At 67.7% G+C, this 13757-nt stretch carries 13 protein-coding genes; 2 read left to right on the plus strand and 11 right to left on the minus strand.

All coding sequences use genetic code 11. The features are described 5' to 3' along the window. The first annotated feature begins 144 nt into the window (after positions 1-144). The gene (locus CH290_RS25040) at positions 145-1719 is read left to right on the plus strand and encodes a DUF7159 family protein (RefSeq protein WP_033189920.1); all 1575 of its coding nucleotides are present in this window, start codon (positions 145-147) and stop codon (positions 1717-1719) included. 12 nt (positions 1720-1731) lie between these two features. Here CH290_RS25040 and tsaD read toward each other — a convergent pair whose 3' ends face one another. From tsaD to glmS, 8 genes are read right to left on the minus strand one after another with little or no spacing between them, the layout of a single operon-like run. Then, positions 1732-2775 (minus strand): tRNA (adenosine(37)-N6)-threonylcarbamoyltransferase complex transferase subunit TsaD, encoded by a 1044-nt coding sequence (gene tsaD, locus CH290_RS25045; protein ID WP_019663605.1) that lies wholly within the window; start codon positions 2773-2775, stop codon positions 1732-1734. After that, a complete protein-coding gene (gene rimI / locus CH290_RS25050) occupies positions 2772-3248 on the minus strand; it encodes a ribosomal protein S18-alanine N-acetyltransferase (protein ID WP_019663604.1) in 477 nt (158 codons plus the stop codon). Before rimI ends, tsaD begins: the two co-directional genes overlap by 4 nt. Beyond that, a complete protein-coding gene (gene tsaB / locus CH290_RS25055; protein WP_020111136.1) occupies positions 3245-3907 on the minus strand; it encodes a tRNA (adenosine(37)-N6)-threonylcarbamoyltransferase complex dimerization subunit type 1 TsaB in 663 nt (220 codons plus the stop codon). Before tsaB ends, rimI begins: the two co-directional genes overlap by 4 nt. A gap of 33 nt (positions 3908-3940) precedes the next feature. Further along, complete coding sequence (tsaE, locus tag CH290_RS25060; protein WP_026347517.1) at positions 3941-4414, minus strand: tRNA (adenosine(37)-N6)-threonylcarbamoyltransferase complex ATPase subunit type 1 TsaE; 474 nt, start codon at positions 4412-4414, stop codon at positions 3941-3943. A 34-nt stretch (positions 4415-4448) separates the two neighbouring features. Beyond that, on the minus strand, positions 4449-5489 hold the full coding sequence (locus CH290_RS25065; protein ID WP_019663601.1) for an alpha/beta fold hydrolase: 1041 nt from the start codon (positions 5487-5489) through the stop codon (positions 4449-4451). Then, entirely contained in the window at positions 5486-6781 is a 1296-nt protein-coding gene (alr, locus tag CH290_RS25070) for an alanine racemase (protein WP_020111137.1), read from the minus strand. The genes CH290_RS25065 and alr overlap by 4 nt, the downstream gene beginning before the upstream one ends. Next, complete coding sequence (locus CH290_RS25075; RefSeq protein ID WP_033189919.1) at positions 6774-8213, minus strand: bifunctional ADP-dependent NAD(P)H-hydrate dehydratase/NAD(P)H-hydrate epimerase; 1440 nt, start codon at positions 8211-8213, stop codon at positions 6774-6776. Before CH290_RS25075 ends, alr begins: the two co-directional genes overlap by 8 nt. Before the next feature lie 18 nt (positions 8214-8231). Next, the gene (gene glmS / locus CH290_RS25080; RefSeq protein WP_026347516.1) at positions 8232-10094 is read right to left on the minus strand and encodes a glutamine--fructose-6-phosphate transaminase (isomerizing); all 1863 of its coding nucleotides are present in this window, start codon (positions 10092-10094) and stop codon (positions 8232-8234) included. 103 nt (positions 10095-10197) lie between these two features. Between glmS and CH290_RS25085 the strand changes: the two genes are divergently transcribed. Beyond that, complete coding sequence (locus CH290_RS25085; RefSeq protein WP_033189918.1) at positions 10198-11052, plus strand: dienelactone hydrolase family protein; 855 nt, start codon at positions 10198-10200, stop codon at positions 11050-11052. Between the two features lie 24 nt (positions 11053-11076). On the opposite strand, the gene CH290_RS25090 is transcribed toward CH290_RS25085, so the two are convergent. Genes CH290_RS25090 through CH290_RS25100 form a run of 3 tightly spaced genes read right to left on the minus strand, consistent with a single transcriptional unit; the run spans position 11077 to position 13683 of the window. Then, positions 11077-11433, minus strand: a complete 357-nt coding sequence (locus tag CH290_RS25090) for a hypothetical protein (protein ID WP_230595861.1) — start codon at positions 11431-11433, stop codon at positions 11077-11079. Between the two features lie 16 nt (positions 11434-11449). Further along, positions 11450-13294: a hypothetical protein gene (locus tag CH290_RS25095; protein WP_230621038.1), complete on the minus strand. Its 1845-nt coding sequence runs from the start codon at positions 13292-13294 to the stop codon at positions 11450-11452. Further along, positions 13291-13683 carry a hypothetical protein gene (locus CH290_RS25100; protein WP_033189915.1) on the minus strand — a complete coding sequence of 131 codons (393 nt, stop codon included), beginning with the start codon at positions 13681-13683 and terminating at the stop codon, positions 13291-13293. Before CH290_RS25100 ends, CH290_RS25095 begins: the two co-directional genes overlap by 4 nt. Between the last annotated feature and the right edge of the window lie 74 nt (positions 13684-13757).

Here is a 13757-nt window from a genome sequence, read left to right on the forward strand (position 1 = left end):
GCGCCCTCGACGCAGGGGCGGTGCTGCGTTTCACATTCGCTTGGGCGCTTCTGTAACGTTAAGATAACGAGACTCCGATATGTCCACCGGACGTAAGAAGCGAACGCAGGCACAGCACGGGACCGACAGGACGGGAGGTGGACGGTGAGGACTGCCATCGGCGTATCCACCGGCACCGAGGTCGTCTGTGCCGCTTTGGTCATCGAAGAGGACAACGGTTCCCGCACGGTCGAATACCGCACCGTCTCCGCCGACAGCGAGGTCAACACCGACGTCGGCGATCTGGTCGCGTCGGCAATCGATGTCGTGCTGGCCCTCGCTCCGCCGCCCGACGGCGTCGGTGCCCACACGGGTGAGCGGGTTCGTCCCGAGGCCATCGCGGTCACCCACCGCACCGAGGACCACGCCGCATCCATCAGGTCGGCGTGCGGACGCTCCACCCATACCGTCGTACTCGTGCCCGAGACGGCCGCCGCGCATGCGTTTCTCGACGATGCGGGCTCGATCGCGCGTTACCGGACGGTGACCGTCGTCGACGTCGGCGCCACCGGGACCACCACGTCGGTCATCGACACAGCCTCCGGCGAGGTTCGCCATGCGGAACGCACGTCGCAGTTCGGCGGTGATCTCGCGGACCGTCTGGAGTGGGATCTTCTCGAACGCGGTGGAAGCGACGACGGCCGGGACGAGTTCGAGACCGCACTACGTCCACACGTGGTGAAGGTCGGACACTTCGCACGCCGAGTCGCGGCATCCGCAGGTGCCGATGCAGAGGCGGTCGTCCTCATCGGTGGAGGGGCCCGCATCCCGTCCATCCGCGCCGTTCTCGTGTCGGTGCTGGATCTTCCGGTGATCCTCCCGTCCGACCCGGACACCGTCCTCGCGCAGGGCGCGGCCCTGCTTGCGTTGCACGCCGCCCCAGGACGTTTTCCTACCGTCACCGACGGTAGAGGTTCGAGTGCGCGGTCGTTCGGCCGTTACGGCACTGCGCTCGCGGGGGCCTTGCTCGTCGGCGGAATCGTCTTGGCCTACGGAATCCAGACTCTCACTCCCAGCAACGATTCCGGCGTTTCGCCCGCGGGTTCGGCCGCAACGACGTCCGAGGACGTCGAGGCCGTGAACGTTCCCGCCGGAGACGACAACCCGATCGGCGCGCCGCCGACCGGCACCCGCGGCTCCTCGGCCGCGCCCAGCACCGGTTCTCCTCGGCCGCCGGTCGTCGACTCGACGCAGTACACGTCGGGCAGCACCACCCGACCATCGACGACGCCGTCGCTGCGTCCGGCTCCCGATCTCCCCGTCATACCGTGGCCGGCCAGCCCGCCGGAGCAGTCGACGACCCGGCCCGCGCCGCAGTCTCCGACATCACCGCCCGGCGGCGGAGTGGACTCCCCGCCGACCGACGATCCGGGCGAGACGGTGACCACCCCGCCGGTGACGACGCCGCCAGTGACAACACCTCAGCCGCCCACCTCGGCACCGGGTGGGTCCACCGAACTCAGCCCTCCTCCGTCGACTCCGGGGAGTATCCCGACCACCGATGTCAACGGAACGCCGACGACCCCGGGCTTGAGCCCTCCCACCACCGTGTGGTCGCCCCCGCCGAACGCCGGGGCTTCGGACGAGGACACTGCGCAACCGACGCCGTCGCGCGCTCCGAGCACGTCGTCGACCACACAATCGGATACGGCCGGCGGAGCGACGACGCCGACTGCGTGACCGGACAGTTCGCTATCGGGCAGCGGTGACCCGACTGGTGGACACGGGCAGTCCCGGGTCGGTGGCCACCCGCAGATCCGACGGCTCGGCCCCTCGCGCGACGAGGTGGGCGCCGAGCGCCGCGATCATGACACCGTTGTCGGTGCACAGCCGCGGTCGTGGAATCCTGAGCGTCAAACCTGCTTGCTCACAGCGCGACCCGATGAGAGATCGAATGCGTGAGTTGGCCGTGGCGCCACCACCGAGGACGATGGTGTCGACACCGACGTCGGTCGCGGCGCGCACGGCCTTCATCGTCAACACATCGGCGACCGACTCCTGGAACGAGGCGGCCACGTCGGCGACAGGAACGGCGTCTCCCGCTCGCTGCCTGGCTTCGACGAATCGGGCCACGGCCGTCTTGACCCCGGAGAACGAGAAGTCGTATCGAGCATCGCGCGGTCCGGTCATACCCCGAGGGAACGCTATGGCGGTCGGATCCCCTTGCCGCGCAGCGTCGTCCAGAGCCGGACCACCCGGGTAGCCCAGGCCCAACAGCCGGGCCACCTTGTCGAACGCCTCCCCCGCGGCGTCGTCGACGGTCGTCCCCAACTCGACGATGGGCTCGCCCAGATCGTTCACGTGCAGAAGATGTGTGTGGCCACCGGAGACCAGAAGCGCCACGCAGGACGGCATCGGCCCGTGTTCGAGCGTGTCGACGGCGACGTGTCCACCGAGGTGATTCACCGCGTAGAACGGCACACCCCAGGCAGCCGCATAGGCTTTCGCTGCAGCGACTCCCACCAGAAGCGCTCCGGCGAGACCGGGTCCGATGGTGACGGCCACCGCGTCCGGTCGATCCAGGTCGGCCGCGGCGAGCGCACGCCGCATCGTCGGAACGATTGCTTCCAGGTGCGCGCGGGACGCCACCTCTGGAACGACGCCGCCGTAGCGCGCGTGCTCGTCGACACTGGAGGCGACCTCGTCGGCCAGGAGTTCGCACACTCCCGAGTCCTTCCATCGAACGATGCCGACTCCTGTTTCGTCACAGGAACTTTCGATCCCCATCACGTTCATGCGGTTGCACCTGCCCTCGGATCGGGCCGTTGCATCGTGTAAGCATCTGCGCCACTGGGTTGGTAATAGTTGCGGCGGGTGCCGACCACCACGAAGCCTTCTCGGACGTACAGTTCGATCGCGGGTGTGTTGTCGGTGCGCACCTCGAGAAAAACCGAACCGCCGTGAGCATCCGCTTCGCTCAGCAGTCGGTCCATGAGGGCGCCACCGATTCCGCGGCGATGCGCGCTCGGGTCGACACCGATGGTGTGCACCTCGGATTCCGCCGAGGTGCCGTGTCCGAGCAACGCGATTCCGGCGTACCCCAGAAGCTCTCCGTCTTCTCGCGCCGCGAAGTAACGATTGTGCGGCGCAGCGAGTTCGGAGAGAAACGCCTGTTCGGTCCACGGGTCGTCACCCGGAAACAGGATGCCCTCGAGTTCGGCGCACCGCGGCGCATCCGACCGGACCATCGGGGTGATGTCGACGCTCATCGGCCTGCTGCCTTTGCGGCCTCGCGCTCGGCGATCGTCTTGGCATCGGGCCTGCGCAGGTACAGCGGGATCAACGGCTCGGGGGTGATTCCCGACGTCAAACCGTCGGCTGCCGTCAGGACCAGACTCGCGGGTGTGGGCGACTCGGCTTCTGCCGCAGGGAGATCGAACAATCCGACATGCCCCGCAGATCCGGCGATCATGGTTGCGTCACCGGGATCGACCAGAGCGGGGGCACCCACGTCCGGGCCCGACACTCGCACGCCGGCTCGGTACCGCGCCGAATAGACTTCACGGCGGCGTGCGTCGGTGACCACGAGCAGCTCGGCCACGGTGTCGACCTGCACCGCGATGGCATCGAGACTGCACACGCCGTGCACCGGGACGCCGAGTGCATCACCGAATGCCGCGCCGGTTGCCATTCCGACGCGCAGGCCGGTGAACGGACCAGGGCCGACGCCGACGACGACGGCGTCGAGATCTGCAGGCGTCAGGTTTGCCTCGGCGAGGCATTCGAGAATGTTGGGCGTCAACACCTCAGCGTGCAATCTGGCATCGACGACGACTCGGGCTGCGAGGGTGTGCGCGACACCGCCCTCGAATCGGACGACACCGGAGGTCACAGCGGGCGTGGAGGTATCGACGGCGAGAACGAGCACGGTATCTCAGAGTACCCGCACGAGCACGGCGGGTCAGTGCTGGGCGATCCGCCGCACCTGTACACGACGAGTGTCGGACTCCGGATCACGACGGATGCGCACGGAGATGTGGGAATCGGCCAACTTCTCCACCAATCCCTCTCCCCACTCGACGACGACCACGGCGTCTGCGAGGTCGGAATCGAGGTCGAGCGCATCCAACTCGTCGAGCGCGGATTCGCCGGTCATCCCCAGTCGGTACGCGTCGACGTGAACCAACGTCACCGGATCGAGGCCCTCGCCCCGCCGGCCCGGTCGATGCTCGCGAGCGATGACGAACGTCGGTGAGCTGACACGTCCCTGGACGCCGAGACCCGCCGCGATGCCGCGTGTCATCGCGGTCTTGCCCGCACCGAGGGGGCCGTCGAGAACAACGAGGTCACCGGCGGTCAGGTGCCGGGCGAGTTGCTGTCCGAACGCTTCGGTGTCGGTCGCCGTCTCGAGAAGGCGCTCGGTGCCGTCGAACATGTCCGTGTCGGTGTCCGCGCCCGGGTCCGTGAGGTCAGACAATGCCCCTCCTACCGGATCGACGCTGTGCCCTCAGCTCCATGGCTCGGGTTCCGAGCCGCACCAGTGCGGCGTTCACCTTGTCCGGGAATTCGAGCTGAACGAGGTGGCCGGCCTGACGAATCCGCACCATCTCGGCTTCCGGAAGTGCATCGGCGAGCGCAACCGAACTGTCGAACGGAATGATCCAATCGTCGTCGCCGCACACGACCGTCGTCGGAATGCGCAGCAGCTCGGCGAGCGCATCGCTCTCGTCGTGCAGTTCCAACGTCTCGAGGAAGTTCACGATGGTCACGACAGAGGTGTCGTCGATCATCTTCTGCGAGAAATCCACCAGCCGCGGACTCACTCGCGTTCCGTAGGACGCCGCGCGCAGAACCGGTGCGATGAGCGTCTTCGCCGCGCCGCGGCCGAACTGTACGACGCCCGGCGAGGTGCGTACGGCCAGCCGGAACGCGTCGACCACCGGGTTGTCGAGGCTGCGACCGAGCCCTGTCTCCGCCAGGCCTGCCGCCGTCGTCGAGATCAATCCGACCCCGACGACCCGCTCACGGACCAGTTCGGGTTTCTGCCTTGTCATGGACAGGACGGTCATCCCACCCATCGAATGCCCGATCAGCATCAGGTGTCCTCGCGGCGCGACAGCGCGGATGACCGCGTCGAGGTCGAGGCCGAGCTGGGCGATCGTGCAACTCTCCGGCGTCGGGATCCCGGACTTGCCGTGTCCTCGCTGGTCGTAGAACACCATGCGCACCTTCGAGCCCCACTCCTGCTCGAGCGCCTGACGTTGGAAGTGCCACGACGCCATCCGCAGGCAGTACCCGTGGACGAACACTGCGGTGATGGGCGCGTCGGTGGGCCCGACTTCCCGCACGGCCAGCGGAACTCCGTCGTCGGCGATGACGATCGATCCTCGGTCGGCGTCCATCAGCTCGAGGTTCTCGCCTGCGAGCGGGTCCTTGTTGGACCTCAGCAAAGTCTCGCGCAGCGCGATCCCGACACTGCCGAAGATCCCGAAGCTCTCGGCCAACTTCACCGAGCAACCTCCTCGGTCGTGTCGGCGGCATGTCGCTCGGTCGACGCCGAGTCGGACCCGACGTAGCGTCTGCGTGCCCGTCCGCCTATCCCGGTGACCACCTCGTAGTGAATGGTGTCCAGTACGTCGGCCCATTCCTGCGCTACGGGGGCGTCGTTCTCGCCGGCGCCGAACAGCACCGCCGTGTCGCCTTCGACGACGGATCCGCCGTCGGGTCCGAGATTCACGACGAACTGGTCCATGCAGACTCGCCCGACCGACGGATACCGTCTGCCGTCGATGGTGACGTCGAACCGACCGCTGAGTGTGCGTCGCACACCGTCGGCGTAGCCCATCGGTATCAGCGCCACGACGGTGTCCTCGGGTGACGTCCACGTGTGGCCGTAGGACACGCTGTCTCCTGCCCGCACCTTCTTGATCAGCGCCACCTGCGCGGACACCGTCATCGCCGGGATCAGGTCGAACTGGCCCAGTTCGGGGATCGGCGACAGTCCGTACATCGCAATTCCCGGCCTGACCATGTCGAAGCGGAGATCGTGCCGTGTCACGGTGGCGGCGGAGTTGGACAGGTGAACGATCTCGGGTCGTACACCGGCCGCTGCGGCCCTGACGACGCTTTCCTGCAGCACCATCGCCTGCTGGTCGTTCAGCGGATGCCCGGGCTCGTCGGCGCACGCGAGGTGCGAGAACATGCCGCGAAAGTGAACGGACCCCTCGGCGACCGCGCCGCCGAGGACGGTCAACACGTCGTCGAGGTCCTGTGGTTCGATCCCGTTGCGGTTGAGTCCGGTGTCCACCTTGAGCGTGATTGCCGCGGTGGTACCGACGCGGCGTGCGGCGTCGACGACCGAGGCGAGTTGTGCGCGCGAGGACACTCCGATGCCGACCCCGGCCGTCAGTGCGGGCGCGAAATCGGTGTCCGAACGGTGCAGCCAGGACAGGATGGGCGCCGTGATCCCGGCATCACGCAGTGCGATGCCCTCTCCCACCGTGGTGACTCCCAACTCGGAGGCACCTGCCGCGAGTGCAGTCCGCGCCACCTGGACGGCACCGTGGTTGTATCCGTCCGCCTTCACCACGACCATCGTTGCGGCGTTCTCCGCGTGTTCACGAAGCACACCGACGTTGTGCGCGATTGCTGCGAGGTCGATCGTCACCGACCCGCCCGCACCGGTGTCCGCTTCCTCGGCATCCACCGTTGACGCACTCACGTTGTCCACAGCACCCGATAGTGCCACCACTGCGACGCGATCGTGCATCGGGTCCGTGGAGATCTGTGAACGATCACGCACGCCCTGTGACCGAACGAACAGTTCGGATTGCGTCGGACACTGCCCCCAGCAGCGGACTCGCGGAGATCGGAGCGGCGAACTCGCCGCCGCGACCGTGTGCCGCTGTCGCGGCGGCCAAAGCGTGGACCCGCGCCGCGCAAGCTGCCGCGGTGACCGTGTCCAGTCCGGATGCCAGGAGGGCACCCAGAATCCCGGCCAGCACGTCGCCCGAGCCCGCCGTCGACGCGGCCGACCCGCCGGCATCGCTCACCACCACGGCACCGTCGGGACCCGCGATCACGGTTGCGCGACCTTTGAGAAGAACACTCACACCCCACGTCGACGCGAGTTCCCGCACGGCAGAGACCCGATCGGAGCCGGGAGCCGCACCGGTCAGACGCTCGAACTCACCGGCATGCGGGGTCAGCAGCGTCGGCGCGGTGCGTCCGCGAACCAGCTCCGGCGACGACGACAGGATCGTGAGAGCATCGGCATCGACGACGACGGGCAGGTCCGACGTCAGGACCTGCGACAACACGTCACGGGACGAGGTGTCGGTGCCGAATCCCGGGCCGACCACCCAGGACTGAACCCGTCCTGCTTCCTTCATTCCGGTTGCCGCCACGACTTCCGGATAGTGCGTTACCACGTCCGCCGCAGCGCTTCCGACGTATCTGACCATCCCGGACGTCGCAGCGACCGCGGCTCCGGAGCACAGGATCGCAGCGCCCGGGTACTGCGCGCTGCCCGCGAGGACCCCGACGACTCCCTGCGTGTACTTGTCGTCGGTCGCGGCGGGAACGGGCCATCGAGCACCGACGTCGGGCGGCTCGAATGCTCGCAGGTACGGCGATCCGAGTTTCAGGCCCAGTTCGACGACGTCGACTCTGCCGCAGTATGGGACGGCCAGCACGTGGGCCGGCTTGCGCGCACCGAAGGCCACCGTCACGTCGGCTCGGACGGCCGGGCCGTCCACCGCACCGGTTGTCGGATCGACACCGCTCGGAATGTCGGCCGCCACTATCGGAGCCGACACGCGCGAGACCACGTCGGCGGCCTCGGGCCGCAGCGGTCCACGACCGGAGATCCCCACCACGGCGTCGACGACGACGTCCGGCCGACCGGGCGAATCCACGATCCGCCCGCCCGCGCGGCGGAACGCGGCGAGACCGGCTGCGTGCGTGCGCTCCGGGCTGAGCAGCACAGCGCTGACCGCCACGCCCCGACGTCGCAGCATCGCGCCCGCCCAGAGCCCGTCGCCGCCGTTGTCCCCCGATCCGACGAGCACGCACACGTTGCGCCCGACTACCCCGGAAGTCCTGCTGTGCAGTTCCGCCGCGACCACCCCGGCCAGTCCGTGCGCGGCACGCCGCATGAGGGCACCGTCGGGCAGTGACTGCATCAGCGGACGCTCGGCGTCACGAACCTGGTCGGGTGTGTAGTAGCTGCGCACGATGCCTTCCTGCCGGATCTATTCGACGGTGACGGACTTCGCGAGGTTCCGAGGTTTGTCGACGTCGTATCCGCGAGCCTGTGCCACCTCGGCTGCGAACACCTGCAGCGGAACCGTCGAGAGCAACGGTTGCAGCAGGGTCGGAGCGGCGGGGATCTCGATGAGATGGTCCGCGAACGGCCTGACTGCCTCGTCCCCTTCTTCTGCGATGACGACGGTGAGCGCACCGCGAGCCTGGACCTCGCGGATGTTGGACAGCAGTTTCGAGTGCAGGACCGCGCGGCCCTTCGGCGACGGCATCACGACGATGACCGGCACGCCGTCCTCGATCAGCGCGATGGGGCCGTGCTTGAGTTCACCCGCGGCGAATCCCTCCGCGTGCATGTAGGCCAGCTCTTTGAGCTTCAGCGCACCCTCGAGTGCCACGGGATATCCGACGTGCCGGCCGAGGAACAGGATCGTCGGCGTGTGGGCGAGCTCGCGCGCGAGCACCCGTACCGGCTCCACGGTGTCGAGCACTCGCTGCACCAGCTCCGGCATCGATTCGAGGTCGGCGTACTCGCGAGCGACCTCGTCGGGGTACTTGGTACCGCGGGCCTGGGCGAGCGCGAGTCCGACGACATAGTTCGCGGTGATCTGCGCGAGGAAGGCCTTGGTCGAGGCCACTCCGATCTCGGGTCCGGTCCGGGTGTAGACGACCGCGTCGGCCTCCCGAGGAATCTGCGATCCGTTGGTGTTGCAGACAGCCAGTACCTTGGCGTTCTGCTCTTTCGCGTGCCGCACCGCTTCCAATGTGTCCGCAGTCTCGCCGGACTGGGAGATGGCCACCACCAGCGTCGACCTGTCCAGCACCGGATCCCGGTACCGGAACTCGCTCGCCAGTTCCACCTCGACCGGCAGCCTCGTCCAGTGTTCGATCGCGTACTTGGCCAACAGGCCGGAGTGGTACGAGCTTCCGCAGGCGACCACGAACACCTTGTCGACGTCACGCAACTCCTGATCGGACAGTCGCTGCTCGTCGAGGACGATCCGACGATTCTCGAAGTGACCGAGCAACGTGTCCGCGACGGCGGCCGGCTGTTCCTGGATCTCCTTGAGCATGAAGTAGTCGTAACCGCCCTTCTCGGCGGCAGCGAGATCCCAGTCGATGTGGAAGGGGCGGCCCTCTGCAGGGCTCCCGTCGAAATCGGTGATCGTGTAGCCCTCGGCGGTGATGACGACCACCTGGTCCTGACCGAGCTCCACCGCGTCACGCGTGTGCTCGATGAACGCCGCGACATCCGATCCGAGGAACGTCTCACCCTTGCCGACACCGACGACGAGCGGAGTGGAACGACGAGCAGCGACGATGGTGTCCGGATGATCGGAGTGCGTGAAGACCAGCGTGAACGCGCCCTCGAGTCGACGGAGAACCCTCTTGGCGCTCTCGACGAAGTCACCCGCAGTCGGGCCGTCTGCATACGCCGCGGCGACGAGGTGAACCGCCACCTCGGTATCGGTGTCGGAGGAGAACTCGACGCCCGTGGACTCCAGCTCGGCGCGCAGGGGGCCGAAGTTCTCGATGATGCCGTTGTGCACGACCGCCACCGAGCCGCTCACGTCGCGGTGCGGATGCGCGTTCCGGTCCGTCGGCCGCCCGTGCGTTGCCCATCGCGTGTGGCCCATGCCCGACGTTCCGACGAACTTCTCCGCACCGACCTCGTCGAGCTCCGCTTCGAGATTGGCGAGACGACCGGCCTTGCGTTCGACTGCGGTGTTGCCGTTTCCGTCCAGAATGGCGATGCCTGCAGAGTCGTAGCCCCGGTACTCCATGCGCCTGAGCGCCTCGACGACAACACCCAACGCCGGGCGGTGGCCGACATATCCCACGATTCCACACATGGTGGTTCAGGGTACCCGCCACCGGACCCCGATCAGCGTGGCGCTTGCTCGTTCTCTGCCCCGTACCCACGTAGTTCCGCTCCGATCCGATAGCGTTGCCGCTGTGTCGACATCGAAGAAGCTCGCCGCCCAGCTCGGGAAACGTGGTCCTCACCCAGTGCTCCGCGGCAACCTCGCGTTGGCGGGCCAGCCCGGCGTCGTGTTCACCCCGGCCACGGGCTACAACCTGCCTGCGGTCGCGTTCGGCCACGGCTGGCTGTTGAGTGCCGAACGGTACGCGGACACGCTGAAGCACCTGGCGTCGTGGGGCATCGTCGCCGCCGCTCCGGACACCGAGCGCGGACCGGTTCCGTCACACCGCGGGCTGGCAGCCGACCTCGCCACAACCCTCGACATCGTCACCGGAGTGCGGCTCGGAACCGGAGACATCAGCGTTCACCCGGACAAACTGGCGGTGGCCGGCCACGGCATGGGCGCCAGCATCGCGGTACTCACCGCTGCAGCGCGATCGGACGTCAAGGCCGTCGCTGCTCTGTACCCGGCGCCGTCGGCACCGAGCGCCGAGGACGCGGCAGCGACGCTCGACATCCCGAGCATCGTCCTGGGTGACGCGGCCCTGGCCGACTCGTTGAACGACAACACCGTGTCTCTCGCAGGTGCACTGCGTTCCCCCACGACGTTCCGGCGTCTGGACAAGGCGTCGTCCGACGGAATCGTCGAGGGCCGGCGACTGCTGAGCCCCCTCGGAGTCGGCGGGACGGAGAAGTCGACCGTCCGAACCACCCGCGCTCTCCTGACCGCGTTCCTGTTGTTCCACCTCACCGGCGAAGAGCAGTACGCCGAACTCGCCGGAGCGGGTGAGCTGAAGGGAACGCGAGTCGTCGATCCGCACGCGCCGGTCCAGGACCAGCCGAAGCCCAACCCGTTGACCGCGATCCGTGGCGTGATCGGCCGCTGAACTCGCTGCGGAACCGCCGCCGGGTCAGACCAACCAACTCCTGGTCTCCGCCTGGTGCGGATCTCCCTGTCCGTTCTGTCCGTCGCTGCGGTCCTGCCCGGTCACCGGCCGGACAGTGCGGTCGTGCTGCGCTGGTGTCAGGAACGACGCCGTACGGTACTCGTCCTCCTCCCACGACGCGGGCCGATGTACGTCGGACCCCGGCGAGGGCCCTGTAGCTGCCGCCGCGACCGGGTCCGCCTCGAAGTCACGCGTCAGGACACGTCTGACGACGTCCTCGTATCCGCGGCCCGCGGCCTCGATCGATTCCGCGCATTCCAGGGATGCGCGGTCCATTCGTTCCCGCCACCACCGGCCCGAATCCAGAAAGGGCTGATTCATGACGGTCCCGCCTGGGTCACAGGGGGCCCGCCTGGGTCAGACGAGCACCGGAACCAGCGGGTGCGGGTGCGGGCATGTCCGGCTCTGAAGTAACCGGTAGTTCGGGTGTCGGTGGTTCGGGTGTCGGCGGTTCGGGTGTCGGTAGTTGTGCTGGTGGGAGGTCCGGCGCAGGCGCCTGCCCGGTTCCGGACGCGGCGGATTCAGAGGGGAGCGCGGTGGCTTCCGGTGGAAGCGCAGGTGGCCCCGGTGCGGGAGCGGGAGGCTCCGGGTTCGTCGTGCACTCGACGATCGGAAGACCGAACGGTCCCGGCTTCAGTTCGAAACGACGACTCTCGCCGTCGGGAGTTCCGAGCTGCAACGCCACATTCCCATTGTGCGCCAACGACAATCGAGCACTGTGCCCGTCGAACGCAGCCTCGACATGTCCACGTTCGACGTCGCCGCCCGCAACGGGTGGCGGCATGACGGGCGGTCCGGGAGCGAATGGGGAGACCGGATGATTCTGTGCGACGGATGGATCCGGTCGTTCGTCGGGCCGATTCCGCTCGGTCGTGTCGGCTGGGTCGCCCGCATCGGACGGCCCCGGGCTTCGCGGTGCGTCGTTCGATTCCGCTGGCGGCAAAAGGTTTTCACCGACGCCGTCGGGTGAGCTCAGACGATCGAGAAGAACCTCGATTGCCGCCTCGGTACGTTCGACCATCTCGGCGCCGGAGCGCTCGATGGCGGCGATGATGTCCTTGCCGCTCGGAACCTCACCGAGCAGCGACTCGAGACCGGCGCGTATCTCCGACGGATCGATCCGGCGCTCACCGGAGGTGGCGGGATCGCCAGGAACGGCGACGTTTCCAGGGGTGATCGGAGCCGATCCCGGTTGGCTGTCGACGACGTCCGGCCCGAACTCCTGCACGCGTGCCGGCAGGACCACTCCGTCGTGCCGAGGATCGGGAGGGTTCTGCTGAGCGGGAGGCAGGGTCTGGGTGCCCCCTCCCCCGTCTGCTCGTCGGTTCGGACCGTCGCAACCCCACGGGGGCTGCGGGGCGGACGGGAACGGCTCGGACCGAACGGCTTCGGCGACCAGTGCCACGGTCGTCAGGTGGTCCCGCACTGCCTGATCGATGGATGAGCAGATGTCCGTGAAGGTTCGGCACGCAGCCGAGACCACGGGAACCAGAACCGTGCGCAGCCACTCGTCGCACACGTCCCGAGCGTTCTGCATCAACTTCCGTGGTGCGGAGTCGGCAGACAGCGGTCCGTTGGATGCAGGCCAGTCGAACACCGGCAGCATGTCCACCAGCGCATCCGCGGCTTGTTTCGCGCGATCCAACGACGTCGGGTCCGCAAGGTCCACCGTCGCGACCGTGTCGATACGCTCGACGATCTCCAGCATCTTGCCGTCGATCGCTCCCCACTCGGACGCGACGGTCGGATCGAACCGGGCCGTCTCCGACGCCTTCTGCTCCACCGCTCCGCGAATCCTCTCGGCGGCCTGACCGAGCACCTGTGCCAGCTGTTCGGTCGCGAGCACACGCTGATCGGCCAACGTCGTGTCCGATGCGATGTCGGCAACCGCGGACTCCGCGGCAGAGCCGACCCAGGCCTGAGCGAGGTCGCCCAAGAGTGCGCGTTGCTTGTCGAGCTCTCGCCGAGCCGACACGACGCCGTCGCCGAGAAGCCGCGCGTCCTCGGACAGTACCGCCAGGTCGAGCCCACGCTGTTGGTCGTACCGCGCGCACAGGGCCGGGTACGCCCACGCTGTGTCGGCTGTGAGTCGGTGCAGGATCGGCAGGTACCTCTCGAAGTACAGAAGGCCCACTGCCCCCGCGTCGAGGATCTCGTCGACACTGCGTCCGGTGGGACTCACCGCGGACCTTCCGCGGTCGCGATCGCCCACGACGTCCGGCCGTCGGCGGCCTGGTAGGCGTCGAGGACGGCACGCAGGGACACCGCATTGTCCTCGACGGTCTCGCTCCACCGCCGAATTCCCGTCTCCACGCCGTCGTACCCTGCGGCGATGCGCAGACCGACGTCGCCGTAGTCACGACCGGCCGCGGCCGGCCCGAACGACAGTGTCGTCGCCACCAGAGCTACATCCGCCACCGTCCGGGAGGACGCGTCCAACTCCACCGCCACCCGACCGACCTTCTCGATGTCGATTTCCATACTCGGACGTTCCCCCATGTCGACGAACTGCTCGGCACCCGTTCGGTGCTCCTTCTCTGTTCGACGCAGCCCGAGAACATTCGGTTCCACCGTGCCCAGGTATCGTCCGATAACAAGAACCCGCCGGGTCACAGTGAGCCAGCGGAAAGACTCGACATCGGATA

Source organism: Rhodococcus sp. 06-156-4 (assembly GCF_002259345.1).
Lineage (GTDB): Bacteria > Actinomycetota > Actinomycetes > Mycobacteriales > Mycobacteriaceae > Rhodococcoides > Rhodococcoides fascians_E.

What these genes read in the sequence shown, in the direction of transcription:
- tsaD (WP_019663605.1), bottom strand. Translation starts at nt 2,775, where the DNA reads ATGAACGTGATGGGGATCGAAAGTTCCTGTGACGAAACAGGAGTCGGC.
- rimI (WP_019663604.1), bottom strand. Translation starts at nt 3,248, where the DNA reads ATGAGCGTCGACATCACCCCGATGGTCCGGTCGGATGCGCCGCGGTGC.
- tsaE (WP_026347517.1), bottom strand. Translation starts at nt 4,414, where the DNA reads ATGTTCGACGGCACCGAGCGCCTTCTCGAGACGGCGACCGACACCGAA.
- glmS (WP_026347516.1), bottom strand. Translation starts at nt 10,094, where the DNA reads ATGTGTGGAATCGTGGGATATGTCGGCCACCGCCCGGCGTTGGGTGTT.
- CH290_RS25090 (WP_230595861.1), bottom strand. Translation starts at nt 11,433, where the DNA reads ATGAATCAGCCCTTTCTGGATTCGGGCCGGTGGTGGCGGGAACGAATG.